The 26,283-nt window shown below is 50.4% G+C and carries 23 protein-coding genes; 4 read left to right on the top strand and 19 right to left on the bottom strand.

What is annotated here, in order from left to right:
* Nucleotides 1–276 precede the first annotated feature (276 nt).
* From L6442_RS02790 to L6442_RS02780, 3 genes are all read right to left on the bottom strand, one after another.
* A complete protein-coding gene (locus tag L6442_RS02790; RefSeq protein ID WP_237100189.1) occupies nucleotides 277–1,398 on the bottom strand; it encodes a DUF4367 domain-containing protein in 1,122 nt (373 codons plus the stop codon).
* A gap of 593 nt (nucleotides 1,399–1,991) precedes the next feature.
* Nucleotides 1,992–2,942 (bottom strand): DUF4367 domain-containing protein, encoded by a 951-nt coding sequence (locus L6442_RS02785; protein ID WP_212981170.1) that lies wholly within the window; start codon nucleotides 2,940–2,942, stop codon nucleotides 1,992–1,994.
* Nucleotides 2,902–3,492: an RNA polymerase sigma factor gene (locus L6442_RS02780; RefSeq protein ID WP_212981171.1), complete on the bottom strand. Its 591-nt coding sequence runs from the start codon at nucleotides 3,490–3,492 to the stop codon at nucleotides 2,902–2,904. Before L6442_RS02780 ends, L6442_RS02785 begins: the two co-directional genes overlap by 41 nt.
* A gap of 237 nt (nucleotides 3,493–3,729) precedes the next feature.
* Here L6442_RS02780 and L6442_RS32790 point away from each other — a divergent pair, with 237 nt between their 5' ends.
* Nucleotides 3,730–3,861: a hypothetical protein gene (locus tag L6442_RS32790; protein WP_272880316.1), complete on the top strand. Its 132-nt coding sequence runs from the start codon at nucleotides 3,730–3,732 to the stop codon at nucleotides 3,859–3,861.
* 217 nt (nucleotides 3,862–4,078) lie between these two features.
* On the opposite strand, the gene L6442_RS02775 is transcribed toward L6442_RS32790, so the two are convergent.
* Nucleotides 4,079–5,581, bottom strand: a complete 1,503-nt coding sequence (locus L6442_RS02775) for an amidase family protein (protein ID WP_212981172.1) — start codon at nucleotides 5,579–5,581, stop codon at nucleotides 4,079–4,081.
* Nucleotides 5,582–5,626: 45 nt separating this feature from the next.
* Complete coding sequence (locus L6442_RS02770; protein WP_212981173.1) at nucleotides 5,627–6,016, bottom strand: DUF4440 domain-containing protein; 390 nt, start codon at nucleotides 6,014–6,016, stop codon at nucleotides 5,627–5,629.
* A gap of 276 nt (nucleotides 6,017–6,292) precedes the next feature.
* Here L6442_RS02770 and L6442_RS02765 point away from each other — a divergent pair, with 276 nt between their 5' ends.
* Nucleotides 6,293–6,712, top strand: a complete 420-nt coding sequence (locus tag L6442_RS02765) for a GNAT family N-acetyltransferase (RefSeq protein ID WP_212981174.1) — start codon at nucleotides 6,293–6,295, stop codon at nucleotides 6,710–6,712.
* A gap of 114 nt (nucleotides 6,713–6,826) precedes the next feature.
* Here L6442_RS02765 and L6442_RS02760 read toward each other — a convergent pair whose 3' ends face one another.
* From L6442_RS02760 to L6442_RS02730, 7 genes are all read right to left on the bottom strand, one after another.
* Nucleotides 6,827–7,345: an NUDIX domain-containing protein gene (locus L6442_RS02760; RefSeq protein WP_212981175.1), complete on the bottom strand. Its 519-nt coding sequence runs from the start codon at nucleotides 7,343–7,345 to the stop codon at nucleotides 6,827–6,829.
* 60 nt (nucleotides 7,346–7,405) lie between these two features.
* Nucleotides 7,406–7,816 carry a hypothetical protein gene (locus tag L6442_RS02755; RefSeq protein WP_212981176.1) on the bottom strand — a complete coding sequence of 137 codons (411 nt, stop codon included), beginning with the start codon at nucleotides 7,814–7,816 and terminating at the stop codon, nucleotides 7,406–7,408.
* 626 nt (nucleotides 7,817–8,442) lie between these two features.
* Nucleotides 8,443–8,835: a DUF350 domain-containing protein gene (locus L6442_RS02750; RefSeq protein ID WP_212981177.1), complete on the bottom strand. Its 393-nt coding sequence runs from the start codon at nucleotides 8,833–8,835 to the stop codon at nucleotides 8,443–8,445.
* Nucleotides 8,832–9,479, bottom strand: a complete 648-nt coding sequence (locus L6442_RS02745) for a hypothetical protein (protein WP_212981178.1) — start codon at nucleotides 9,477–9,479, stop codon at nucleotides 8,832–8,834. The genes L6442_RS02750 and L6442_RS02745 overlap by 4 nt, the downstream gene beginning before the upstream one ends.
* Entirely contained in the window at nucleotides 9,480–10,676 is a 1,197-nt protein-coding gene (locus L6442_RS02740) for a glutathionylspermidine synthase family protein (RefSeq protein WP_212981179.1), read from the bottom strand.
* Nucleotides 10,673–11,353 carry a hypothetical protein gene (locus tag L6442_RS02735; RefSeq protein WP_212981180.1) on the bottom strand — a complete coding sequence of 227 codons (681 nt, stop codon included), beginning with the start codon at nucleotides 11,351–11,353 and terminating at the stop codon, nucleotides 10,673–10,675. The genes L6442_RS02740 and L6442_RS02735 overlap by 4 nt, the downstream gene beginning before the upstream one ends.
* Before the next feature lie 41 nt (nucleotides 11,354–11,394).
* Nucleotides 11,395–11,607, bottom strand: coding sequence for a hypothetical protein (locus L6442_RS02730; RefSeq protein WP_194233098.1), 213 nt, complete (start codon nucleotides 11,605–11,607; stop codon nucleotides 11,395–11,397).
* 374 nt (nucleotides 11,608–11,981) lie between these two features.
* Between L6442_RS02730 and L6442_RS02725 the strand changes: the two genes are divergently transcribed.
* Both L6442_RS02725 and L6442_RS02720 read left to right on the top strand, forming a co-directional pair.
* Complete coding sequence (locus L6442_RS02725) at nucleotides 11,982–13,295, top strand: PQQ-binding-like beta-propeller repeat protein (RefSeq protein WP_212981181.1); 1,314 nt, start codon at nucleotides 11,982–11,984, stop codon at nucleotides 13,293–13,295.
* 110 nt (nucleotides 13,296–13,405) lie between these two features.
* The gene (locus L6442_RS02720; protein ID WP_212981182.1) at nucleotides 13,406–13,789 is read left to right on the top strand and encodes a VOC family protein; all 384 of its coding nucleotides are present in this window, start codon (nucleotides 13,406–13,408) and stop codon (nucleotides 13,787–13,789) included.
* Between the two features lie 67 nt (nucleotides 13,790–13,856).
* Here the strand turns inward: L6442_RS02720 and L6442_RS02715 are convergent, their stop codons facing one another.
* The 7 genes from L6442_RS02715 to L6442_RS02685 form a co-directional block, all read right to left on the bottom strand.
* Nucleotides 13,857–14,759 (bottom strand): DMT family transporter, encoded by a 903-nt coding sequence (locus L6442_RS02715; RefSeq protein WP_212981183.1) that lies wholly within the window; start codon nucleotides 14,757–14,759, stop codon nucleotides 13,857–13,859.
* Between the two features lie 1,695 nt (nucleotides 14,760–16,454).
* A complete protein-coding gene (locus L6442_RS02710) occupies nucleotides 16,455–17,675 on the bottom strand; it encodes an IS110 family RNA-guided transposase (protein WP_212981629.1) in 1,221 nt (406 codons plus the stop codon).
* Between the two features lie 347 nt (nucleotides 17,676–18,022).
* The gene (gcvPB, locus tag L6442_RS02705; RefSeq protein WP_212978278.1) at nucleotides 18,023–19,594 is read right to left on the bottom strand and encodes an aminomethyl-transferring glycine dehydrogenase subunit GcvPB; all 1,572 of its coding nucleotides are present in this window, start codon (nucleotides 19,592–19,594) and stop codon (nucleotides 18,023–18,025) included.
* Nucleotides 19,591–21,012: an aminomethyl-transferring glycine dehydrogenase subunit GcvPA gene (gene gcvPA, locus L6442_RS02700; RefSeq protein ID WP_212978279.1), complete on the bottom strand. Its 1,422-nt coding sequence runs from the start codon at nucleotides 21,010–21,012 to the stop codon at nucleotides 19,591–19,593. Before gcvPA ends, gcvPB begins: the two co-directional genes overlap by 4 nt.
* Before the next feature lie 76 nt (nucleotides 21,013–21,088).
* Nucleotides 21,089–21,871 (bottom strand): SDR family NAD(P)-dependent oxidoreductase, encoded by a 783-nt coding sequence (locus L6442_RS02695; RefSeq protein ID WP_212978280.1) that lies wholly within the window; start codon nucleotides 21,869–21,871, stop codon nucleotides 21,089–21,091.
* Entirely contained in the window at nucleotides 21,861–25,040 is a 3,180-nt protein-coding gene (ebgA, locus tag L6442_RS02690; protein WP_306436681.1) for a beta-galactosidase subunit alpha, read from the bottom strand. The genes L6442_RS02695 and ebgA overlap by 11 nt, the downstream gene beginning before the upstream one ends.
* Nucleotides 24,985–26,229 (bottom strand): response regulator transcription factor, encoded by a 1,245-nt coding sequence (locus L6442_RS02685; protein ID WP_212978281.1) that lies wholly within the window; start codon nucleotides 26,227–26,229, stop codon nucleotides 24,985–24,987. The genes ebgA and L6442_RS02685 overlap by 56 nt, the downstream gene beginning before the upstream one ends.
* Nucleotides 26,230–26,283 lie beyond the last annotated feature (54 nt).

Below are 26,283 nucleotides of genomic sequence, written 5' to 3'. Positions count from 1 at the left end.
CGCGCAGCCCGATCTGACCGGTTAAAATAACCCCACAAAGAGTATCGGAAAGAAGTCCGACGCCTGAAGGGCGCTTTTGCAAAGCAAAAGTACTGAGAGTATCGGAAAGAAGTCCGACGCCTCTCGAGGAGAGGCGCTTTTGCGGAGCAAAAAATACTGAGTGACGTGTAGCCTTTGAAGCTTATTCCGATTACTTTGCGGGAACCCCGGAAGTTTTTGATATGTAAAAGAAACGGGAACCCTCTCCAATTCGCTTTGAAGGGGATTCCCGTTTTTTTATTTACTATTTATAAATTCCAAATAGCTTTCAGCAATTTTCATCAAGTTTTCTTTGCTGGTTTTATCCATGTTTCCCTGGACATTATAGACGTATCTTTTCTTTTTGTCCGGGCTCTCGTATACCCATGTCAGATCATGCGTCTTTGAAGGCCCCCAATCTGTATACAGCATTTCTACTCCCTTCACTTGAACTTTCTCCTGCTTAAATTCAACTTTCTCGTCAATAAGACTTATTGCATTCTTTTTCTCGATCAGATTAGTGATCGTAACCTCGATTGTATTCTCTCCATTTTGATACGTGGCCCAGATGTTGGAATACTGGTCTGTCATTTCAACCGGCATCATGGCATATCCCTTTTTGGACTTTTCTGCCTGCTTTCTCAGCTTTTCCGTCATCGCCTTTTTTTCTTCCGGAGAAGGCGGATTTACTTCCTGAGCATTTTTAAAGAGCACTTGCGCTTGTTTGAATTTATAATTACCATTAACACTGTCTGCAATCTTAACGGATTTATCCGTAATCTTATCGCGCAATTGAGAGAGATTTTGGAATGAAGTCAACTTCGTTCCAAGATCTGTTTGATGATTCGGGTTATTGGCAACCATATAGAACAGCCCAGCTTCCCCGTTCTTTAGCACCTTCTCCTTAAGTTCAAAAAATGCATTGAAACGCGCTATTTCATCTTTCGATTCTGTTTTTCCGGACTTTTGCGTCTTCGTCGATTTCACCTCATATACGACTTCGCCATCCTTGTTCTTCAAAGAATGATACTGCACGTCTGCGTAACTCGTGGAGCCCATCAACATCATCCCTACAACCGCAGTCAAAGCAACTTTATATTTCATGAAAAATCTCTCCTTTGTTTTTTGTTCAGTATGCAATATTTGCATAACCTTTCCTGTCAAGTCGGCATCGGGAATGCGCAGGTCATCAAAATAGCCCGCTTCAATCTGCAAGTCGACATCTTTATTTTCTTTATCGTCCCGGTAAAAGAAAGGCAAATATTTCACCAGCTTCCGCTTGCGGATCATATCAATGCATTGATGATAAGCAATCTTGTACAACCAGGCGCCAAAAGGGACCTCACCCTGATATTTCCGCAAATTGCGGAATGTCTTCAAAAATACTCCTGTGCGTGATCCTCGGCTTCGGTGCAATTTCCCAGCATGTGATAACAGTAGAGAAACCCTCTACGATGATCTGACTTAACTCCGCGTCATTCAAGCCCTCTCCCCACCTTTCACTCTATACAACGAACAGCTGGTCCAAAAATGTGACAACATGAAAAATTATTCCGGTAATCATGGGATATGACGACAAAAAACGACCTGCAGCTTAAGGTAAATTAAGGATAAAAGACCGTGCCGCCCCCTTGTTCTTGAACCGATTCAATCATAAGGCGCGCAGCCCGGATCCGACCGGTTAAAATAACCCCACAAAGAGTATCGGAAAGAAGTCCGACGCCTGAAGGGCGCTTTTGCAAAGTAAAAGTACTGAGAGTATCGGAAAGAAGTCCGACGCCTCTCGAGGAGAGGCGCTTTTGCGGAGCAAAAAATACTGAGTGACGTGTAGCCTTTGAAGCTTATTCCGATTACTTTGCGGGAACCCCGGAAGTTTTTGATATGTAAAAGAAACGGGAACCCGCTCCAATTCGCTTTGAAGCAGGTTCCCGTTTTTTATTTCAGAATTTTGCAAAATGCTTGTTTAATAATTTTTATTCCAAATAGCTTTCAGCAATTTTCATCAAGGCTTCTTTACTTACTTTATCTATGTCCCCACTTATATCATAGACGTATTTCACCTTTTTGTCTGGGCTCTGGTATACCCATCTCAGATCATGCGTCTTTGAACGACCCCAATCTGTATACAGCATTTCTACTCCCTTCACTTGAACCTTCTCCTGCTTAAACTCAACTTCCTCGTCAATATACAATCCAGCGTTCTTGTCCTTTCCACTCACATTAGTGACAGTAACCCCGATTTCATCCTCTCCATTTTGATACGTAGCATGGAGAATGAAAAACTGATTTGTCATTTCAACCGGCATCATGGCATATCCCTGCTTGGATTCTTCCGCCTGCTTTCTCAGTTTTTCCGCAAGCGCCTTTTTTTCTTCCGGTGAAGGTGGATTTACTTCCTGAGCATTTCTAAACATCACATCCGCTTGTTTGAATGTATAATTTCCATTGACACTGTCTGGAATCTTAACGGATTTATCCGTAATCTTATCGCGCAATTGAGTGAGATTTTGGAATGGCATCATCTTCGTCCCAAGATCTGTTTTATGATTCGGGTTATTGGCAACCAGATAGAACAGTCCAGCTTCACCGCTCTTTAGCACCTTTTCCTTAAGAGCATAAAATTCTTCGCCATGCTTCCTGTCCTCATTCGATTCTGTTCCCATCTCTTTCGCCGATTTCGTCTCATATACGACCTCGCCATCCTTATTCGACAATGAATTATACTGAACGGCCGCGTAACCCGTGGAGGCCATTAACATCATCCCTACAACCGCAGTCAAAGCAACTTTATATTTCACAAAAAATCTCTCCTTTTTTTTAGGTTCGGTATGCAAAATCCTCATGACCTTTCCTGTCAAGTCGGCGTCGGGAATGCGCGGGTCATTAAACAGTTTTTTCAAATCCCGATCCTTGTCCATATTCATACACTCCCACCTCCTTCGCCTGAGCATAATACTTTCGGAATTTTGCAGCCGTACGTTCGTATTTTTTGCGCAGGCTTGCGCTGCTTTTGCCCAAAATCAAACCAATCTCCCGGTAGCTCTTATCCTCGACACAGCGTAAAATTAATAAGTTCCGCTCTTCCGCCGTTAATTTTGCCATGGCCTGATGCACGGATTCATCAAAATAGTTGGCTTCAATCTGCAAGTCGACATCTTTATTTTCCTTATCGTCCCGGTAAAAGAAAGGCAAATATTTCACCAGCTTCCGCTTGCGGATGATATCGATGCATTGATGATAAGCAATCTTGTACAACCAGGCTCCAAAAGGGACCTCACTCTGATATTTCCGCAAATTGCGGAATGTCTTCAAAAATACTTCCTGCGCGTTATCCTCGGCTTCGGTGTAATTACCCAGCATGTGATAGCAATAGAGAAAAATCGGTTTTTGGTATTTCTCCATAATCTTCTCAAATTTTGCCGTGTTCCCATCCAGCACCTCTGCGATGATCTGACTTAACTCCGCGTCATTCAAGCCCTCTCCCCCCCTTTCACTCTATACAACGAACAACTGGGCTAAAAATGTGACAGCACAAAAAAATCATTCCGATCATCATTGGGTGGGAAGATAAGAAGATAACCTCCAGCTTAAGCTAAATTGAGAATAAAAGAGGACGCAACGACCATAGCGGTCCGCGATAATCATGAGGGGATGGAACTTGAGCTTAATCTGTTCAAAGGGCTCTTTTGTTCCAGGAGAAAAAGAGGTGGAATGGAAATAATATCCATTACGGAATGGAGTGAATGTCCATTGATTATTTTTGCTGCACTCTCAGCGGCTGAATACAAGCGTGTTATTATCGGCATCCATTATTTTGATCATTTTTTTACGGCGAATGCGTAAAAACCGAATCAAATAGATAAGGCTTAAGGAGCCTTAACCTGCCTTCCGGTAAATGAAGGCCATTTCCGGAATAGCAGAGGTTAACGCTCTTTTTTTCATCCATCATAGGTATGAATGATTTCTAATCAGGTCATCTCTGCAACAGCCGGAAGGTCTCTTGCGGGAAGGTGTACCGGATTTGCAGCCTAATGTTCTTTCAGCATATCCCAATTCACTGTTATGCCTCAACAAGTTTCTCCATCTCCGGCGGCACCCTATGCTTCGTCGCCTGCTCATAGCCGTACGCGATCTTGATCAGCGTCGGCTCGCTGTATGCAGTCCCGATAAAGGTAATTCCCACCGGGCCTTTCGTGATATAACCGCCAGGAGCGATGATTCCCTCTTGTGCCCAACCGCCCGGCACTGTAATCGCCGGATATCCCGCTCTGGCCGCGATATCGTCTCCCTCGTCGCAGCCCAGAAACAGCAGCGCATCCAGGTTATAAGTTTCAAGCGCATAATCAATGCCTTTGGACCGCGACATTTCTTCATTCAGGCGGAGCGCAGCCTGATATTCCGGTTCCGTCAGCGTTCCGCTGGTCGCCTCGGAAGCCTCGAGCACATTTTGCCCGTATTTCAGGCACTGCTCGGCATGTTCCTTGTTATAAGCGATAACCTCAGACAATGAATGAACAGGAATGTTATCCGGCAACGGAGCCAAATAATCGTTGACCCCTTTTTTGAATTCGTAATGGAGGACATGCCAGCTCCACTGAGTCTCCTGGCAGGGCAGCTCCACCGGGTCGACGATGGTTACCCCTTCGCTGCGGAGCGCTTCAATGGCGGCTTCGAGAATCCCCAATCTGTCGGGATCAAGATCCCTGAAATAAAACCGCGGAATGCCAATCCGCGCCTGCTTCAGAAACGAGGCATCCAGAAAAGGCGTATAATCCGTTAAGAAATGCCCTTTGCTCGATTGGGTTGCCTCATCCCGTTCGTCCAGGCCGGTCATTCCCCCCAGCAAAATGGCCGCATCGGTGACGGTTCTGGCCATCGGGCCGGCCGTATCCTGGGTGTGCGTAATCGGAATAATGCCCGAGCGGCTGACAAGCCCAACTGTCGGTTTGATGCCGACCACCATGTTCTGGCTCGCCGGGCTGATGATCGAACCGGATGTTTCCGTCCCCACTGCAGCAGCTGCCAGGTTCGCCGCCACGGCAGCGCCAGAGCCCGAACTGGAGCCGCCGACGAACAGCTCGCCGGGGCCGTACGGATTCAGGCAAAGTCCACGGCGGGTGGTATATCCTGCCCACATCTCGCTGGCCATGAAGTTGGCCCATTCGGTCATGTTCGCCTTCCCGAGAAAAACCGCCCCGGCCTTGCGAAGCTGTGCCGCCACAAACGAATCCTGCGCCGCCACATTCCCTGCCAAGGCAAGCGTACCGGCGCTCGTATGCAGCGCATCATGAGTATCAATATTGTCCTTCAGAAGCAGGGGAATGCCGTGCAGCGGCCCGCGGCTTCCTTTTTCACGCCGCTCCTTATCCAGCGCCTGTGCGATCTCTAATGCCTCCGGATTGATTTCGATCACCGATCTCAGCTTGCCGTCATACCGGTCGATCCGCTTCAAGTAAGCTCGTACGATTTCCTCGGAGCTTGTCTCTCCGGATTCCATGGCGGCCTGCATCCGCGGGATGTCAACTTCAATCATCCAATCTTCTATTTTCGTTATATGTTCCATTCGGATCACCTCTATATGAATTGAGAGGAGCCAAGCTGTGCCAGGTTAGACTTCCGCATATTTCTCCATATGCTGCCTGTACAGCTTCCACGCTCCTTTTTCCTTGCGGTATACTTCCATAGCCAGCACGCTGGCGACCTTTTTGCCATGAAGGCTGAAATCCACGATCGCCGAGATGATCAGCTCGTTGTCTGTACGCATATTCCGGGCAAGGTCTTTATACTCCCAATGAGGCTGCTTCCCCTCATATGCGGCGAACGTTTCAATATTATCCGTTTTATAATACTCGGACCGGTAAATCTCGTAATCCCTGTCCGGGTAATAACCGAAATAACCGATAAATTCATTTGAAATCCAGGTGTTTACCTCCTCTACATTACCTTCATTAATCACTCTGCGGTATTCTTCAACGGCGACAATCGCTTCTTCCAACATATCATCCACTCCATAGGTAAAATATTTTTTTCAAGAAACGAAAAGTGCAAAGTGCAAAAACTTCCAAATAATATTCTACTTATCATATCAATAACGAATCCATACCGCTATCTAAAAAACGGTTATAACCGTTGTTTCCATTGATAGCCCTCGCGAAAATCCCCAATTATCTCGTATCTTCGCTTTTGATTTCTCCAATCATTTGTAGTAGATTCTGAGAAACGTATTTTTATCCCCAATATTTCAAAATCACCTATCTTCAAGGAGGAAATCCCTATGATTCGATATCAGGACCATATGCAAAATATTACCGAAGCATCCTTTGCGGAAGGTTTTTTCGACGGATGGCCCAATCCGCCTTCGAATGCCGTTTTCATGCGAATTCTTCAAAATGCTGCGCATATCATGCTCGCCATCGATGACCATACCGGTGAGGTTGTCGGTTTTATTACAGCGTTATCCGATGGGGTGCTAACCGCCTATATTCCTTTGCTGGAGGTCGTTCCAGCCTATCAGAAACAGGGAATCGGAAAAGAACTGACCCGGCAGATGCTCGACAAGCTGAAAGATATCTACATGGTTGACTTGCTGTGCGATCCGGATCTTCAGGAATTCTATGAGGGGCTTGGGATGAGAAGAGCACAGGGGATGCTGATTCGAAACTATGAATTCCAGTCAGGCAAAATAGAGAAATGACAATCCTAATCCCTAATGAGTAAAAATATAGCGGCATCATCATGCCGTTAACGTAAAAGTTGTTATTTTGCTCGCGGACTGGAATATATCCAGCGTGTCTGTAATACAGCTTGTCTACCGTTTCCGGAAATGCGACTGATTCACATCCCGTTGCAGTGCTTTCTTAAGCACCAAGCCGATCAATTCGTGCTCATTTACGACATAACCAAGTTCCTCCGGCTCGATCCAAATCCGCGACAAACTCTCATGCTCACGGTTGAAAGGCAAACGCTCGGTCACATCCATCCGGTAAAACAACTGATAGCCGACCATCGGATATTTTCCATTCGGGTCAAACAGCGCATTCTCTTCATGACTGACTTCCATTTTTCCGAGATATTCGATCTTTCCCTTAACGCTGCCCTCTTCCAATACTTCCCGGTGAAAAGCCTCCTCCGGTGTCTCCCCCGGCTCCACATGGCCTCCCGGCAGGTTGTACCCTCGGCCCTGTACATGTACGGCGAGCACAAGACCCTGATGCAGGCAAATCCCGTGTACACTTGTTACCAGCGCAGGGCCAGGCTTCTCCTCCCCTGGTATCCAGGTCAGCTTGATCCGATGGCCATTCCAGTTTTCGTATATGGATTGATTCATGCTGCATGCATCCTTTCGAGAAAAATTAGGCGGGATGTCTTTTCCCCTTCTACCCCGCGTCTACTCCATTTCTTTCTGCGCAGGCGGCTCCAATATGGAGATGCTCACCGGCATCTTCGTAAAATGGGTAAGCCTAAATTCCACCTTTTGATCGGCCTCCAGCCTTTCGCGCACCCAGGTCTGGTTTAACCTAAGCCGTTTCAGCCTGTCTTCCGTCGTTAAAATATGGACGATCCGGCCTTCCTTGTTGATAACTTTCCCCTGAAAGCAGTCCTGCTTTCTTGTCACCAAATCGGCTCCCACGAACAGAATCCCCGTCAAACTGCCTAAGCAGACGAGAAAAGAAAGCCATGCCAGTACCGGTAGAAGCTGAAGCTGGATATCCAAAACCAGGCGGACACAAAATGAGCCAAACATCAAAATGTTTGCAGCCAGGAATATCGACAAGTTTTTATAAGGACGTAAATCCACCGAACTCCTCCTCGCATACTGATATTTTTCTAACGGACACCACGGACGTTAATTCGCTAATAATAGCCGTTTTGAAATTCTAACGGTCACCACAGCGCTTATATGCTCCAAACACAGGTAAATGCGGGATTTTCCACGAAATAGCTGCATCTGTGTCCGTTAAAAATCATATTAGCCGGAATTGCCCTCAATAGCGGCCGCTGTGTCCGTTAAGCGAAGGCTTCGTCTAGGACGGCGTTTTGCGAGAGCCTTTTACCCGGGAGGTGTCTTGTCTGGGCGGTGTCTATATAAGTTGAACTAAAGAAAAGCATAAGGAATAGGCAAGAGGGAGAAAGATTTACGGAGAAGCGAAGCGTTCGCCTAAAAGCTTTCCGAAGGAAAGCTAGCATCGTAAGCATACGCTTTGTGATCGGATTTCAACCATGAATTTAGTATAAATCAAAGAAATCCGGGAGCAACAGCGAACGAAAGAACATTTCACCCGGCTGCCTACATCCGTGCAAATCATTGGTTCAACTTATATAGCTTAAAGGGCGGCCAACAAATGATGTCCATCAAGCAAAAAACGCCCGTTCAACTTGCTTCCACAAGCCGCCGGGCGAATCCTTTTTTTGCATTGCTACGTGCTACACAATCAAACTGCTCACCGCAAACGCCGTGCCGATAAACACCATGCACAGCAGCGTCGCTACCGCCACATTGCCCTGCTGCAGGCATTCGGAGATTTTAAAGCTTGGCGTCGCCAGATCGAAAATCCAATATGCCAAGATCAGGCAGACATAACCAACGGCAAACCACAACGCCAAAAACCAAATGGATGTATTGGTAAACGCCGCAACGCCAAGGATGATGGCCGTAGCCAGAAATCTGCCGCCCAGAGCGAGTCCTACCGCCACATTTCCTTTTTTTAATTCCTCCATATCTTTAAATGGCGTCATCCAGCTGAAAATCACCATCCCCAAAAGCTGAAGCACGATGATCACAGCCACGCTCACGACCAGATTTAAAACGACGGTCAACTCGCCCACCCCCTGAATTTTGCATAAGCCGTATCGTAATCGGCAAAATCATGTATTTCTTCAAGCTTGACCGAAACTTTCTTTTTCTTCTCCAATTCCTTATACCGCGCGTCATCGATCGGCTGCTTGATCCGGTTTCCCGAAGGCAGCTCCAGCACGGCAAAGTTCCGCGTTTTATCTTTATACTGCGTTTTATATACGCCAACCAGATCAATTTCCGTCGTAACCGGAATTTTCAGGTTTGCCATGTCTTTTTCGGCATCTTCCTGCGTTTTGAACGTTTTGATCGTACTCCAGGAGGACAGATGGACGTTGCTGCGCTGGTTCGCATCCGTCGTCAATTCGGCATCCATATACTGAAGGGCCCAGATTTTATCCCCTGTCGCATAGTTTTCATCATTAGGTATTAATTCGTTATCCGGCAAAATCGTCATGTCGCTGCCGATCAAATCCCCGACGGTACCCTCGATCACCCGGTAATCCCACGGCACGCGGGATGACTCGTTCTGCATTTCTTCCGAGGAACTTTCGTTGTCGGAACAGGCATTCAAGAGCAGCATGGCCAACAAGGACAGGGCCAGAACGGCGGCAAGCCTAAAGCCTGATCCGCCAAGGCGGCGTTTGCTTTTCCGCACATGATTCATCTATCTCACTCCGATCGCTATAAACTGACTCGTATTGCCTGTAATCAGACCGCCGGCTCTGCCCAGCAGCCCGCAGGGCTCCCCGTTAATCACGAACATCCCCGTCAACAGGCGGCGGCTGCCCGCAGCTGTGGCGATTTCCGGCAGATTGGCCCTCATTTGATACACCGACGGGAACATCCCGCTGGTGTCAAAACCGTCCTCGTCTTTGATTTCCAACTCCCCGTCGCTGCCGAACATTTGCACGGATCCGCCTTCGCGTCCGAACATGGATTTGGAAACATAATTCCCCGAGAAAACCGGTTTGTTATAGGTCGGCAAAATGTATTTTTCAATCGTCTGGCGTTCTTCTTCGGTGTATAACAGCCCTAGCTCGAACAGCCCCCAAACGGCGGCAATCAATCCTTTGGACTGCAAAAGGATGCTGTGCGGTGAATTAAATAACGTAAGCTTGCCGGTTTCGATCGAAAAGCTAAGCGCATCTCCCCCGTCGTCAACCGCCATCCATTCCTTGGGGTAAAGAGCAAACATACGCTTGATCTCGCGTCCGCTGCCGTCCTTGACGATTCCCTCGTCGATCGAAAGCTCCAGACAATCCACGCACCGGATATCCAGGCCGCTATGCCGGACAAGCGCATCGATGGTCCCCGAATCCTCCAGATGTTCGCCATATGCGACACAGGCCGCCGTATCCGGACGCTCCACGCCCCAAGCTGCCGCGACAAGGTCTTTCATCCGCACATTGGGTGAATCGATGCCGGCCTCCCGGCACATCCAAGGCGTGACGATTGAGGCTTCGACGTAACCCGTCGGCGTATCCGCGTTTAATTCATACAGCTTGATGCTTCCGTCATGCGCGACGGCAAAATCAAACCGCGCATACCGGCTGATCACATTCTCGTCAGGTAGCGGGCAAATATCAAGCATATCCCATAAAATCGGCGGAATCCCGATAAGTTCATACAATACCCGGTTGCCGTGCACATAACGTACCGTCCGATCCAGAATGCGCCACAGCCGGGCGGACGCCTCTTCAAGTTCCTCATACGTAGTTCTGTTCATGACAACCAATTGATCCAGCCAGTACTCTTCATCCTCAAGATTGGCCCAGGTAAATCCCATCTCGCCAAGCTCTTTTACGCGGTCCTGCCGGTTATGCCGTCCCGGCTCAAGCACTTCGAATACGCTGCCTGTCATCCGCCGAACCCGCCCCGTGAGCTGGAATGCGACCCGGATGAGCTAAAGCCGCTCGATTTGCCCCCGATGCTGCCGGATTTGGCCGATGTGCCGCGCCGGACGATCGAACCTGTCGATCTGGAGGTTTTCGGCGTAACCCTCGATCCGACGACAGATTTATTCTGAAACGCGCCGCTTGAATAGGAACGCGGTTTGTAGCTTTGCGAAGTGCCGGTATAATAAGTTTGGCGGTTGTCATAATAAGTGCTCGGATGATAACCCGATCCGCTGTTGAACAGAAAATGATACAGCAGCAAATCATTCCAGCCAAAACCGGAGTGGTAATTGTTGACCACCGTTGTTCCGCTGCTGCCGGCATTCCCTGCGGTCCCGGTCTGCGTTCCGTTTTCCTTTTCCTTTTCTTCGGGAAGCGGGATGTTCCAATCTGCATTTTGATCAAAATAAGCTTTCACTTCATCATTGGACCAGGCCACCAGCTTGGGTTGCTCCGCGGTTCCCCCCGCCGTGCCGGAACCAGCGCCCTCAGCCGTCACGCCGCCCGCAAGCAAAAACGCGTTCGCAAGCAGCGCTACGCCAAGCGACGTGGACAGCACCCTGACCGGCTTGCCTTCCGGATTAAACAGCTTTGATGTATGGTTTCCCTCGTCTTGCTGCTGCTTTGATTGCTCGTTCTTCATGTTTGCTCCTCCTTTCTTGCTTTCGCTAAAGCAAGCTGATTTTATCCGCGAATCCGGACCAGCAAAAGCTCCAGCTTGCCTTCATCCACATTCAATCGGCCTTCAAGCGTTTCATATTCCTCGCCCCGAACGACGAGATAATTGACATGCTCAAGCGCCGCAACCATATTCATGCTCCAGCCCCGCTCCTCGATTTCACGCAGCTCGCCGTTTGGCATTTTCTCCAGCAAAATCACGTTCATATCATTGCCCATCTTATATCCACCCCTGTTTCTAAATTTACTCATATGTCATTTTGATACGTATATATGGAGGCTTTCGTTCCATCAGGGCTGCATATTTCCGAAACGCAAGTTGTATGGGCATGCGCCTGCCCACCTCCATCATATGTTAAAGCTTACACCTTATAGCATAAAACACCCGCAATCCGTTGCACAATCCAATATTTCGCTCTCCCCGGAAATTTGGACGATGGCTGGCAGAAACTTTACCATGTTAATTAGCGTCTAATATAAATGTTTGGAATAATTTAACCATACTTAAATTGTTCCCTTTAAGAATGAAGCGTTGATGCTAAAATCCATCCTTGAATCTTACAAATGAAATTTTGGAAAAAGGAGTGCTAAAAATGACAACAAAATTCAAACCTGTCCGTGCCGGAATCATCGCTGCGCTTGCGGCCATTTCGATTGGCAGCCTTAATCTGCCTGTAATATATGCCGATGCTCCCATCGTCTCGGAGAGTTTCTCGGCAGGAGATCCGATAAAAGCCCCTCTGCAAAAACCGCTCTGGACAGCTTCCTTCGATAAAAATGCGAGCAGCGTTGTATCGGGGGATGGTCTCCTGTTCACCTTTGAGGGCGGGAAACTGGTGGCCTTGAATGTCCAAAACGGCAAGAAGCTGTTCACATACGGCTCCAAGCTCCGCCCAGGCGCTGCCTATCTGAATGGAGTCGTTTACGGAGTGACCGATTCCGGCCAGGTATATGCGGTGAGTGCAAAAACAGGCAAACAGGTATGGAAAAGCGCCGCAGGAATCACCGATGCGAACGCGCCTGTTGTGATCAAAGACACGGTGCTTGTCAGCAACAAAAATGCCTTCATTGCACTGGATGCCGCCACAGGCAAACAGCGTTGGAAGGCCGTTGAAGATCAAGCTGAAAATCAGGGGACGGTCGCTACGGAAGCAGATGGAATCCTTTATGTTACTTATTGGGTGCAAGGCGCCCTTACCTCTTCCCAACTGGACGCCATTGATCTGAAAACAGGCAAAATACTCTGGAAGAAATTCAAGCAATATGCACCATTAACCATTCAAAACGGACTTGTATACTCTATCGCTGATCAATATTCTTTTGATGATGCCGATCCCAAACGCGAACTGAACATCGCCGTGTTGGATGCCAAGACAGGAAAGACAAAAGAAACCCAGACCTACAGCTGGACCTTGAAAAGTCAGCCGCCATACCAAGGGGGCAGCGGTTCTGCAATCCTAAACGGCAAAGATCTCTATATCGCCACAGACAGAGCCGTGATGAAATTTGACATTACAGCCTACAAAAAGGACGGAAAACCGCTCAAAACATGGAATGTAGATAATACCGATAAAGATATCATCGGTTCCGTGCATGACAATAGGGTCTTTTTCAAGAACTCTAGCAAACCGGAAATTACGGGCATGAAACTCGCAGACAGCATGACATTCAACTTCCGGACAGACAACCCGCCCGTTCAAACCGATATTTACGGCAACGGGGTTTACATCGGACAAAGCGACGGGGTCCTTCATGGATATAACCTGCAAACGACATTTTCCGTTTTTACGGTGAACACCGGCTCACGTAACTACGGCCCGACTTTGCGTTCAGGCAATACGCTGATTATTCAAGCCAAAGATACAGGCAAACTGATTGCCGTTCCGGTGCCGAAGGCGCTGCAATAGGGGATTTGACGGGTCAAGGGGCGCAAAAATACTGAGCTATATAGAACAAACGGGGCTTAGATCTGAAATGTAAATTTTACACTGCCTGTTTCAGATAGAAGGAGACTAAAATGAAAGATCTATTATTAATGTCCCACTGCGTGTTCCCGACACTCGACATCATCAAAACCGCGGAGTATTATGAGCAGCATATGGGATTTAGAGCCGTCCGGTATTTGGATGCCAGAGAGCCCCATATCTGTTTATACCGCGATGCTACCGAAATCATTTTAACCCAAACCAACGGGCAAAAGGTCATACCGAATAGAGAATTATACGGCTATGGGTATGATGCATATTTTATCACTAAAAATCACGAAGAACTTCAAGAAGAACTCATGAACTCCGGTGTCAAAATCATCCGCTCACTAGAAAGCACGGATTACAACAATAAAGAATTCGTCATTGAAGACATCGATAGAAGATGGATCGCATTCGGAATCAAAATCGGGTGAATACAGGAAGGTCAGATGTATTAGAGAAATCCCTTTATCTTTCATTGCACAAGGAAAGGCCGTGACATCACGGCCTTTTTTGTTTTTCGAACCCGCCTAATGCCAGCGAAAGCAAAATAACGGCTAACCCCGCCACTGCGTTCCATGTCAAAGAATCTCCCAGAACAGTTACGCCAAGAACGATGCCAATGAGGGGGACTAAATAATTGTTTAAGGATGCAAACGTGGCACCTGCCCGCTGAATCAATAGATTGTAAAGCATATATACAATACCCGCATGGAAGCTGCCCAAAATGATGACCGCAAGGATTTGTGTCGGCGTTAGGGCTACATGAAGCGGATCTTCCAGCAAAAACGCAAGCGGCACCAGGATGACGGACGCAGCGGCAAGCACATTCCGCATCGCAAGGATGGAGGACATAGGCGGAAGCCGTTTGATCAGAATGAGCGAACCCGCAAAACTGACGGCAGCGCCTACCAACGCCAAGTCGCCGGCGATATTTCCAGCATGAAAAGAGGAACCAAGATCAGGGGCAAACAGGATGACAATGCCGACCATGCCGACAATCACGCTGATCCATTTGGATGCAGAAATGGTTTCCCCGGGGACGAACAGCTTGACGAATAAAATCGTAAAAATCGGAATAGTCCCCATCAAAATGGCGGCCATGCTGCTGCTTACCGTTTGTTGTCCCCATCCGATCAGGATAAAAGGAATGACGGCTTCAAGCAGGCCGATCCAAACGAAGCTTCCCCAGAGCGACTTGCTTTGTTTCCTTCCCACCGGCTCCCGCTTCCGTCCCTGCCCCGAAAATATATAAAGCAAAGCGAGCGTTCCTGCGCCAATGATAGCTTTGACAGCCGCTAACGTGACCGGAGGGATCGAGTGAATGACCAGATCGACCAGGAAAAATTGCGACCCCCAAATCAGGCTGATACTGATAAGAAGCAGGTAGGATATCTTTTTCATTCCCCCCACTTCCTTTCATTCCGGAGGCAGATGCTAGTATTGCCAGTGCGGTTGCCAGTACGTTTGCTAGTACAGTTCCTAGTACAGTTGCCAGTTCGGTTGCAATTGCGCATGAATTCGCCAATACTTGTTGTTATCATCGAAGCTGCCCCTTCGTCAAAGGTAAAATACGTTGTTGAATTCATCATCTATATTCCTTCCAGCCTGCATGCAAAGCCAATTCATTAAGGTCCTTGCCTTGATTTTAATGGGCTCTGCCTCTCTGCTTCAATAAAAGAAAACACCATCTGTACTGGTACAGATAATCTTACAGCGTGAATTTAAGGTGAATTGAAATCTTAAAAGTCTTCCCTGTCTTTGCCTCTTTTCATACTGGATTTGGAAGGCACTGCTAACTACCCTTGAAATTCCCCCCTGTTTAATTTTCAACCATGGAATTATGCAAACCAGGATTAAAAAGCACGGCATGATCGTTACGTTGACGAAAATATGCCAGAGATAAAACAATCCCAGCAGTATGGAATCATTGCACAAAAATCTGTTTGGCGGTTGACCTCCGCTCACCGTGCGTTGGGAACTGCATGCAAGCGGCCAGCGTAGGCAGCGCCATCGGAGGACCAAATCCACTGCAAAACTCTAACGGACACAGCGGCCGCTATCGGGGCAAATTTCGAGCTTTTTGATTTCTAACGGTCACAGATGCACCTATTTTGCGAAGAAACTAATTTTTAGCGGATTTTGGGGCAATTAAGCGCTGTGGTGTCCGTTACATTTTGAAAACCGCCACTTTTAGCGAAATAACGTCCATGGCGTCCGTTAGAAAAATAGTTCCATTCCAAGGCCCTATTCGGCGTGTCCAAACTCACAAGGATTTTGCAAAAACCCAATAAGCGACTTCTGTATAAGTAGAATGAAAGAAAGAGATTAGAAACAGTCAAGAGGGTTTCATCATCTATAGAAGATCCTTGTTAGAAAATTGAACCTGGGAGGGGAATTTTCTAGCGAAGCTGAAAGCTTTTTGGAAAAAAGCTGCCACCTAGGTTTTTCTAACGAAACTACGGAGCGTTATTGCCGCAAAAACAAGAGCAAATGAAATCTAACGAAACTACAGATCGTTATTTGGGGTAAAATCGGGCTTGCAAGCCACCTTTGAGCTTAATAACAATACCCTGTTTCGTTAAAATTTCAAAAGGCCATTTTTGTTGCAAATAGCGATGTCACGTTTCGTTAGAGATGATGATGAAATGGATTCAATCAAGCAATGTCTAGATTGCAACGGTTTAGTTCGTCTATATATTGATCCAGGGGGCGTAATGTATAGATTGCAACAGTTTAGTTCGTCTATATATTGTTCCCTGGAGCGTCTGGAATTGAGTTTCGCAAATCTTGATATCTAAAGGAGAAACGCCTTCGTCGGCCTCTTCAAAGACTGTATACGTTCGCCGATGACGACACGCATCCTCAGATGTAGCCTATGTATCGAAACGTCAAACGCTCATCCGGAAAAGTTTTATCCTCACTCACTAAAGAGCGAAGTTTTAAGCAATTCCGGGAGAAATATAAGATCAGAGATATGCGCAGCTTATACTTTCTGCCCTGAAAATTATCAGCTCGTAGTATCGTTAGAAAAGCCGTTTTTGGCAATACGAAACTAACCCCAGTAACTTGCTTTTTTAAAAAATGGGTTTGAACCGCTTAAGCCGTTTGTTCTTGAATGCTGACTGTAAGTCCAAGGGACTCTAGTCTCTTAATCGAGTTGTTAATCAAGATGTCACGCTTTCGCTTATCAAAGTAATCAAAGCCAAGCTCCACATATTCTTGTTTTCGCGTTAACAAGATATGTACGATCGTTAGAATGGTATGTCCTACGGCGACTGCGGCTCTATTTTTTCCGCGTCGTGCAGCAATACGATGATACTGGGCTGCCAGGTACGAATTTTTTTTACGTGTCACCGCCCGCGCCGCCTCAGTTAGGGCACTTCGCAGTTTTTTGTTTCCTTTTCGTGTTTTGGCTGACCTTTTCTTCCCCGCGCTTTCATCGTGACCTGGAGTCATCCCTGCCCAGGAACATAAATGGCCAGGGGTTGGAAACCGCGACATGTCCGTACCGATCTCTGCCAAGATTTGTTCGGCAGTTCGTTTACCGACACCGGGGATCGAATCCAATAACTTCAGGTCCTCAGCAAAAGGGGCCATACGTTTATCGATCTCTGTATCCAATTCGGTGATCAATTCGTTCAGATAATCGATATGGGCGAGCTGCTTCTCGATCATGAGCAGTTGATGAGGGCCAAGTCGCCCTTCCAGCGCCAGTTTCAACTGTTCTTTCTTCAGCTTTAGTTTCTTTTGGGCGAAATCGGCCAAGACAGAGACATCGGTTTCACCGTTAATTATGGCTTCCAACATGTTTCGTCCGGAAACCCCGAGTACGTTGGAAGCGACTGAGGATAGCTTGATGTTGCCGCCTTCGAGCACCTTTTGAAGCCGATTCGCTTCACGCGTTCGTTCTTCAATAATGCTTCGCCGGTAACGAATCACCTCTCGCAGTTCCCTTTGATCTCGGTCCGGAATATAGCTTCCTTGCACCAAACCATGCCGCAGCAGCTTGGCAATCCATTCAGCATCCTTGACATCCGTTTTACGTCCAGGGACAGATTTAATATGTTGCGCATTCACGACCATGGGCTTGAGTTCTTCCAATTCCAACAGGTTATATATCGGTTTCCAGTAGTCTCCGGTGCTTTCCATCGCGACATGGGTGCAACGGTGTTGTTTGACCCAGTCTACCAATTCAATCAGGTTTCGGGTCATTGTAGCAAATGTTCGAATCTCCTTTCCTTGAGGGGTGATAATGCAGGCGGTGATGCTCTTCTTGTGAACATCCAGACCGCAGCAACGTTCGATTAACACTTCCATACGTACTTCTCCTTACGACTGGGTGATTTTAAGGCTGGTGCAACTACCAAAAAGGGTTATTCTGCCCTGCGTGCTTCCCGAAGGAGCAACAATCTGCGATGCACCGGGTCGTTGTGGTCCGTCTTATATACGGGTTCGAGACACCAAGAAAGTACGACCTACCTTCGCCAGCCATAGTAGCAGTATGGACAAAATTTTCATCCATCAGTGGTGCCGCGAAGCGGCATGGAAGTCTTATATTTAAAAAAAGAGGGCCACTATTTATCAGTAGCCCTCTTTATCAGCAGTCCTGTTTATCAGTAGCCCTCTTTTTCAGCAGTCCTGTTTATCAGCAATCCTCTTTCCTATCATGCCTCCGTTTGCGGCGAAGCCGTTTTCTTCAAATAAGCTCTCCACGTAATGCACCACTTGGCGGGATCGTCGAAGCTGGAATCGTCGATGCGGTGCACGGTGCTGCGCGTCGGCGCGTTTTTCACCGTCTCCGGCTCGCTGTAGGCTTCCCGGGAAATCTGCGCAAGCGCCTGAATATACTCGTCGAGATCCTCCTTGGAGTAAGATTCCGTCGGCTCGAGCGTAAACGGCTGCGGTACCACATACGGATGATGGCTGGTCCAGTAATGCAATCCGAAATCGCACATCCGGCGCGTGACATCCTCGGTCGTCACCCCGGTGTCTTCGGTCATCTTCTGCCAACTGTAACGCACCTGCTCCAGCCGGCTGCCTTTAATGTAAGGCGCAGAAGCTCCGGGAATCTGCAGGATTTTATGATAGAGATAATTGTTGTTCAGCACGGCCGCCTGGGCCACGTTCAGCAGTCCGTCCGCCCCTAAACTGCGGATCCAGGCATACGCCCGCAGCACGGTCTGGGCTACGCCATGAAAGCTGCGCACTTTCCCGATGCTGAGATCTCCCGGCTCTTCAAGCTCATAACGGTCTCCGTTACGGCTGACGACGGGGCCTGGCAGGAACGGGGCGAGCGCTTCGACGACGCCGAGCGCGCCTGTTGCCGGACCTCCGCACATATGCGGCGCCGCAAAGGTTTTATGAAGATTAAAGAAGCACATATCGAATCCGGCTTCCTTCGCTCGGGTGATTCCCAGCAGGCCGTTGGCGTTCGCCTGGTCGTAATAACAGATGCCGCCAGCGGCATGCACGATATCCGTGAATTCGCGGATGCGCGGATTAAAGATGCCGGTATCCTCCGGGTTCGCGACCACAAATCCCGCCGTCCGGTCGGAAACGGCGCGTTTCAGCTGCTCGATATCCGGAAAACCGTCTTCATCCGGCATGACCGTGATAATCTTATAACCCTTGACGACAGCGGTCGCCGCCTGCGACGGATGGGAAAACATCGTCGTGATGATCTCGTTGCGCCGCTCTCCCTCACCCCTGGAATCATGATAGGCCCGGACAATGGACGCCATCGTGAGCAAAGCCTGCGTGCCGCTGCTTGGCTGGAAGGAAAAGCGGTCCATCCCGGAAATTTCCCGCATGGCCAAATCCAGGCGATGATAGATCTCAAGAATCCCCTGAACGTCATCCTCATGCTGCAGCGGGTGGAGATCCATCATTTTCGGGGTACGGATCATCATCTCATTGACGCGCGGAATATATTTCATGGTGCAGGTGCCTTGGCCGATCTCCACGTTAAAGTCCGAGCCCAGCGTTTCCTGTGACAGGCGCAGGTAATGACGCAGCACTTTGGCCTGGCCGATTTCCGGCAAAGCCGGAAGTCCCGTCCGTTTCATGTTTTCCGGGATGGACGAAATGCCGTCTCCAACGGCCGCCTCTATCGCAGATTCAGCCTGCGGAGCCTCTACGCCGCGTTCTCCAGGTTTATGCAGTTCGAATATGACCGGCTCATCCCATTTGGCCTGATGAAAATTGCGTACCTTCCGCTCTCTGATAATGCGCTTCATCGGCTGTTCACTCCCTTCGTTTCCCGGCTGCAGATGCGCCCAAGCGCTGCCGCCAGCAGTTCGATTTCCTCCTGGCTGTGGACCTCGGTTACGCAAAGCAGCATGCTTTCGCCCAGTTCGGGAAAGTCAGACGATAAATCCCGTCCGCCCTGTATCCCTTCCGCGCGCAGCTGCTTCAGAACCTCTTCTACCGTCAGGCCGGTTTGCGAGAAATCCACCGCGAACTCCTTGAAAAACGGGGACTGCAGCCGAATTGTGACGCCTTCGATCTGCCCGAGCAGTGTGGCCGCATATTGGGATTTTTGCATGATCGTCTGCCCGAGTTCCTGCATGCCGTAAGGCCCGAGCAGCGCCAGGTAAACCCCGGCCGTAATGCCCCATAGGGCCGTTTGGGTGCCGACGGATTCCTTGCCTTTTTCCCTGTCGTGAAACGACGTCCGTTCATAGGCTACATCCCCGAAGCCGTATTCGCCTTCAACGATGGTCGGAGCGATGCCGAACAAACGCGACGGATACTCCATGACGTATTTCTCTTCGTCCCGCGTCGCAATAAAGCCGGCCTGACCGCCGCCGTAATTCATATGCATCCCGAGCGGCTGCAGATCGCCGCAAATGATGTCCGCGCCGTATTGGCTCGGCGGCTTGAGGACGCCGAGGGAAATCGGGTCCACGCCCACCACGCAGATCGCCCCCGCCTCATGCGCGATGTCCGCGATTTGCTGTCCCTGCGATTCGATCGTGCCAAGGAAAGTAGGGTTTTCAAAGTAGACCGCTGCGATGTTGCCCGTCATTTTATTGCGCAGATCCTGCAGGTTTAATTCCCCGGATTCGTGATGAAAATCCACCAGCCTATAGGTCAAATCCGGCGTGATGTAGTTGGCAATGATTTTCAGCTTGTCTTTGTCGATGGTCCCCGCCAGCAGCACCTCCGTGCGTCCGGTCATCCGGGCCGCCATCCGCAGTGAGGTTGATGCCGCCTGCGCCCAGTCAAAGGTCGGCACGTTGACGACATCCATGTCGACCAGCTCCGCCACCAGGCTCTGGTATTCAAACAAAGCCTGGAAACGGCCGTGATCCTCATAAGGTTCGCCTGCATAGGCGGTTACGAATTCGGAACGCTGGTTGATCTCGTCGCATACGGCGGGAATGAAATGCGGCCAGCAGCCGGCGCCGAGAAAGCTGAGGACATCCTGCGTGCTTTGGTTCCGATTCAGCAGCTTCTCAACATGACGTCTCAGCTCCAGCTCGGATAAAGCCGGCGGCAAATCCATTTGCTCTTTCAGCTTCAGCTCATCCGGAATGATCCGGTACAGATCCTCGATTCGTTCCACCCCGATTTCGTCCAGCATCTGGCGCTGCACTTCCGGGATCATGTTCGGTATATAGGGATGCATTGCCGTTTGTTTCGGCTGTGCCATATTGTCATCTCTCCTTATCAACCCATTTTGATCCGTATATGCTTATCCGTTCGTTGTCATGTTAAAAGGCGCCTGTCTAAGCCAAACCGCCGCCATCAACGACCAGCACGCTGCCTGTCACCCAAGCGGACATTTCGCTTGCGAGGAACAGCACCGCACCGGCGATGTCGCGCGGCGTACCGAGCCGCTCCAGCGGACGTCCGGACGCCGAGGACACAAGGAAGGAGGACTCTTCCTTCCCGAGCTGCTTCGCTTCGTCCCGCAGCAGCGGCGTGTCCGTATCGCCAGGGCATACGCAGTTCACGCGGATGTTCTGCGGGCCATGATCGATTGCCATCGCTTTGGTGAGATTCACCACGCCGGCCTTAGCCGCACAATAAGCGGCGGCTTGGTCGCCGCCCTTCAGCCCCCAGCCCGAGCCCGTATTGATGATGCTGCCTCCGCCGCCCGCGGCCATATGCGGAATAACATACTTGGAGAGCAGATAAGCGCCCTTCAAGGATACGTCCATGACCAGATCCCAATCCTGCTCATCCAGATCGACCACCGTTTTGCGGCGAATGACGCCCGCATTGTTAAACAGGATATCGATGCGTCCGAATTCCTCTGCAATGGCGTCCGCCGTCCGTTTGCAATCCTCTCCGGAAGCCACGTTGCAGCGGTAAAACCGGGCCTGACCGCCGCTTTCGCGGATGCGGGCCGCCGCCTTTTCCCCGTTCTCTTCATGAATGTCCAGCAGCATGACCCGGGCGCCAAACTCCCCCAGCATTTCGGCTGCGGCATACCCGATGCCTGAGGCTCCTCCCGTCACCACTGCTGTCTTTCCGTCCAAACGCAAAATGTTCTGATTATTCGGCATGTCGTTTTAATAACTCCTTTCGCAGGTTGGCTGGAGATACAGCCTGATTGGAATACGGGATCAGCATAAGCTGATATGCAAATGCTTCCGGCCGCAGTTCATACGCCGGCAGCTGAGCCGGTCCGCAGCTGTTGCTGCCCAGTCCGTTTTGGCGGTAGTCGAGATGCAGAAAAACGGCGTCTCTGGGCGTTAAATCCTTCAAATGCGCGGCCTTCTCCAGATCTTCCGCCGTATAGCGGTGAGCGCTGAATTCCAGACCCGGCAGCCCTGCAGCCAAAATTCCGGCCCCCCGGATATTCGTTACGGATACCCAACTCACATCGGTACGGTTTCCGTTGTCCTGCGGAACGATATATGGCGTGAATAATTCATCGACTGAAGCATGATAAACGCCGAAAAGGTTAGCCTGTTTGCTGTCAGCGTACGATTCGCCCGGACCTCTGCCGGACCATTCTACCTGGTCCATCGCTGCCGGCAGCGTCAGATCCAGACCGATCCGCGGCAGCATCTTCGGCGGCGTGCCTTCCGGTTCACCGTCCACGCTAAGATGCATCCGGCCGTCGCCATGGAGCGTGTACCGGTAAGTGCAGCGGAAGCCCCAATCGTACACCGGCGGCGCGATACGGGTATGGACATTCACGGTCACGCTGCCTTCATCGGTATGATCCCAAGATACATCATCGATCCGATGCTGAAGCAGATGCAGATACGCTTTGCGCCACTCCTGCACAATGTACATGTCATTGTCGATGGGTGCTCTCCAGAAGGAAAGCTTCGGTCCCCCGCCGTTTGCGATCATATCCGTTCCGTTCGATGTCCAGGATTGAATGATTCCTTCCGCCATGTTAAACACAAGCTCAAAATCGGCTCCGCTTATTTGCAGATGATGTCCCTGCTCAGCGCAGCTTAAAACCCCAGGCGCACGATGGGCACTGGCATCCTCAGACGCAACTTGCGGTAGAGACAGCAGCTCTTCCGGGATCCGGAACTGGGCCGTCGCCACTTCATGCCCCTTCCTGGCCCATATGCAGTCCTGCCTTAGTGCATACCGGATCGTCAGATAGATCTCGCCTGCAACCTGAACATCCAGCCCCGCAAGCTGATAAGGCAAGGCAAGCCGTGCCCGGCGGTGAGGTTCCACCTCCGGCATCGGGGCGGAACCGCTTTGCAGCAGTTGTCCATCCGCATGAAGCGACCAGGAAACCTCAAAACCATCTAAACCGATAAAATCGAACCGATTTTCCGCCTCGAACTCTCCGTGTTCCAGATCAATTGCCACCGTGGCCACGGGTTCAATGACCTTCTTCAGCTCAAGTAAACCCGGTGAAGGCGTTCGGTCAGGGAATAGCAGACCGTCCAGGCAAAAATTGGAGTTGTTCGGCACGTCGCCAAAGTCCCCGCCGTAGGCGTAATAGCTTCTACCCTGTTCATCCACTGTCCTTAGACCGTGGTCGGTCCACTCCCAGACGAATCCGCCCTGCAGCCCTTCGCAGCTGCGGAACAGCTCGTTGTATTCGGTCAATCCCCCCGGCCCGTTGCCCATGGCATGCGCATATTCGCAGATGATCCGCGGCTTTTGCGGACCTTCCGCGCCCGCCAGCTCGGCCAGCTTTTCCACGGACGTATACATGGTGCTCATCACATCGACGGACTTGCCTTCCCGGTCCTCCTCGTAATGGATCAGGCGGGTCGGATCTTTGGCCCGGCACCAGTCGGCCATGGCCTCAAAATTGCAGCCGAAGCCGGACTCGTTGCCCATCGACCACATGATGATGCTCGGATGGTTTTTATCCCGCTCCACCATGCGAACCATGCGGTCCACATAGGCGTTTTTCCAGGCGGGATCGTCGCTGATCCGGCTGATATTGCCGAGCAGTTCGAAGCCGTGGCATTCCAGATCCGTCTCATCCATCACGTACAGGCCGTATTCGTCGCATAGATCGTAAAACCGCGGATCATTCGGATAATGCGAGGTGCGGACGGCGTTGATGTTATGCCGCTTCATCAGCAGCACATCCTGAAGCATCGTTCCGTATGGCACAGTGCGTCCCAGCTCCGGGTGATAATCGTGACGGTTTACGCCCTTCAGAAGAATCGGCACCCCGTTAACCAAAAATTGATTGCCTGCGATCTCGATTCGCCGGAACCCGACCCGGTACGGGATGCATTCGATGATGCCGCCCTCTTCATCCTCCAGCGTAAGCAGCAGATGATACAGATTCGGCTCTTCCGCGGACCACAGCCGCGGCCGTTCCACCCGAATGCGAAGTGAGGCAAGTTCGGCCTCGCAGGACACCATTCCAACGCCGCCAACAATCCCGGCTCCAACCTCCTTCACCTTGCTTTCATCCAGCAGCCGCGCCTTCAAGCGATACCCGCTCCCGCCCACACCTGCTGCCATCAATCTTTCGATCTCAACTTGAATATCCAGCACGCCTTGATCCAAGGCGTCGTTCAGATCGGTGCGGATCGTAAAATCGCGTATCTGCACCTTGGGCCGGGCAAACAGGCTCACATCGCGGAAAATCCCGCTGAGCCACCACATATCCTGGTCCTCCAGGTACGAGCCGTCGGACCATTGGTAGACCTTAACGGCTACCTGGTTACCGCCTTCGCGAATATAAGGCGTAATATCGAATTCGGACGGCAGGCGGCTGCCTTGGCTGTACCCCGCTTCCTGCCCGTTAACCCATACATGAAAGGCGCTGTCCACGCCCTCGAAACGCAGCACGATTTGCCTGTCCGTCCATGCCGCCGGAATATGGAAGCTTCTGCGGTAACAGCCTGTCGGATTATCCGAAGGCACGCGCGGCGGATCGACCGGGAACGGGTAATACAAATCCGTATAATGCGGTTTGCCGTATCCTTGCAGCTGCCAGTGTCCAGGCACCTCCAGCGTCGCCCAGGCCGATTCGTCGAAATCTTCCCTCTCAAAGCCTTCAGGCGCAAGCCCCGGCGCGGCGGCGTAATGGAATCTCCAAGAACCGTTCAATAGGCGGAACCAGGGAGAAAGCCCTCTCTCATACGTCAGCGCGGCCGCCGCATCCGCGTACGACACGAAATACGCATGATCTTTGAGCCGCTTAAGCTGCAGCACGTCGAGATTTTCCCAGTCATTCCGCGGTTGCCTGTTGTTGATCATGTCGCTGTAGCCCTCTTTTCTCTTCAATAATTGCATCCTGATGCTGAACCGAGCGATACTGACTGGGAGTGATTCCCGTGCAGCGCTTGAACCATTTGCTGAAATAACCGGCGTCCACCATCCCCAATTGGTCGGATATTTCGTTGACGCTCATCAGCGTGCCTGTCAGCATATGCTCGGCTTTATGAAGTTTGATTTTCGCTTGAAAATCGATAAAGTTCTCGCCTACCGTACGTTTGAACAGCGTGCTGAAATGGCTGCGGCTCAGCCCGACCTCCTCCGCGACCTCGGCGACGGATAACGTGCTGCCCCGGTCGGAAGAGACAATCCCGATTGCCTTCATGACGGCCTCCGGCCAAGTGTCATCCCATAGGTCATACTGGATCATAAGTTCATCCTGCCGATACAGGCTCAGCATTGCGTCAATCCATGCTTGTATGCCGGAGACAAGTCCCTGCTCCCGCCAAATCAGCTTCGATTGCTTACCCTTCAAGGCCTTCAACCGATGGATAACCCTTTCCGCCGCAATTGGCTTGCACACCAGAAAGGTTCTGCCTTTCCCGCAGGAAATGCATTCACTCGGCGCACCTGCAGCCTGCAGCACCTCCTGCCAGCCGCCGTTATCCAGCATGCCGCTTCCTTCACCGCAGCGGATCAGCAAGATGAAGCAGCCTTCGCCCATCCAGCTCCAGTCCTCCGCAAACCACTGCCCTGCCTGCTCTTCGATCCCTACCGAAAAACCGCCGAGCCAGGAGCCGATGTACGCCTGCCGCGCCTCACCGCTCCCATGGATCACCGCTTCTCTCGAAACGCTGCCGCCGGTCCGCTGAAGATACTGCTCCTGAAACTGATTCAGATAAAAGCCGATTTCATCTTCATCCATATTGGTTTTGAGAATATAACCCGAAGCTCCAATCCGGAAACCCTGCTGCGCATAGGAGAAATCCTCATGGCAGCTGAGCAGCAAAATTTGCGTGTCCCCTTCCGCCTGCTTGATTCTGCGCGCGAGCTCCAGCCCGTTCAGCTTCGGCATCACGATATCCGTAATGACGACGTCGGGTCGATGCGCAAGAAACGCATCCCAACCCTTCAGCCCGTTGCCCGCCTCGGCCACCACTTCCATCCCGTACCGTTCCCAAGGCACCGTGGTGCGCAGTCCTTTGCGGACGATCAACTCATCATCGACAATCAGAACCTTTATTTTGGGTACTGCCATGGTCACGCCTCCTTTTGCCGTATCCTTATGCCAAACGGTCACTGCAACGCAAAT

Source organism: Paenibacillus azoreducens (assembly GCF_021654775.1).
Classification (GTDB): Bacteria; Bacillota; Bacilli; order Paenibacillales; family Paenibacillaceae; genus Paenibacillus_AQ; species Paenibacillus_AQ azoreducens.
Note: the sequence above shows the minus strand (reverse complement) of the source record. Positions and strands in the feature narration are given on the sequence as shown.

Coding starts and splice junctions, on each gene's coding strand:
- L6442_RS02760 (WP_212981175.1), bottom strand. CDS start 7,345: ATGAATCAATCCATATACGAAAACTGGAATGGCCATCGGATCAAGCTG.
- L6442_RS02775 (WP_212981172.1), bottom strand. CDS start 5,581: ATGGAACATATAACGAAAATAGAAGATTGGATGATTGAAGTTGACATC.
- L6442_RS02695 (WP_212978280.1), bottom strand. CDS start 21,871: ATGCCGAATAATCAGAACATTTTGCGTTTGGACGGAAAGACAGCAGTG.
- L6442_RS02765 (WP_212981174.1), top strand. CDS start 6,293: ATGATTCGATATCAGGACCATATGCAAAATATTACCGAAGCATCCTTT.
- L6442_RS02710 (WP_212981629.1), bottom strand. CDS start 17,675: ATGGAAGTGTTAATCGAACGTTGCTGCGGTCTGGATGTTCACAAGAAG.
- L6442_RS02735 (WP_212981180.1), bottom strand. CDS start 11,353: ATGAAGAACGAGCAATCAAAGCAGCAGCAAGACGAGGGAAACCATACA.
- gcvPB (WP_212978278.1), bottom strand. CDS start 19,594: ATGAAGCGCATTATCAGAGAGCGGAAGGTACGCAATTTTCATCAGGCC.
- L6442_RS02725 (WP_212981181.1), top strand. CDS start 11,982: ATGACAACAAAATTCAAACCTGTCCGTGCCGGAATCATCGCTGCGCTT.
- L6442_RS02685 (WP_212978281.1), bottom strand. CDS start 26,229: ATGGCAGTACCCAAAATAAAGGTTCTGATTGTCGATGATGAGTTGATC.
- L6442_RS02720 (WP_212981182.1), top strand. CDS start 13,406: ATGAAAGATCTATTATTAATGTCCCACTGCGTGTTCCCGACACTCGAC.
- gcvPA (WP_212978279.1), bottom strand. CDS start 21,012: ATGGCACAGCCGAAACAAACGGCAATGCATCCCTATATACCGAACATG.
- L6442_RS02770 (WP_212981173.1), bottom strand. CDS start 6,016: ATGTTGGAAGAAGCGATTGTCGCCGTTGAAGAATACCGCAGAGTGATT.
- L6442_RS02730 (WP_194233098.1), bottom strand. CDS start 11,607: ATGGGCAATGATATGAACGTGATTTTGCTGGAGAAAATGCCAAACGGC.
- L6442_RS02745 (WP_212981178.1), bottom strand. CDS start 9,479: ATGAATCATGTGCGGAAAAGCAAACGCCGCCTTGGCGGATCAGGCTTT.
- L6442_RS02715 (WP_212981183.1), bottom strand. CDS start 14,759: ATGAAAAAGATATCCTACCTGCTTCTTATCAGTATCAGCCTGATTTGG.
- L6442_RS32790 (WP_272880316.1), top strand. CDS start 3,730: ATGGAAATAATATCCATTACGGAATGGAGTGAATGTCCATTGATTATT.
- L6442_RS02785 (WP_212981170.1), bottom strand. CDS start 2,942: ATGAATATGGACAAGGATCGGGATTTGAAAAAACTGTTTAATGACCCG.
- L6442_RS02740 (WP_212981179.1), bottom strand. CDS start 10,676: ATGACAGGCAGCGTATTCGAAGTGCTTGAGCCGGGACGGCATAACCGG.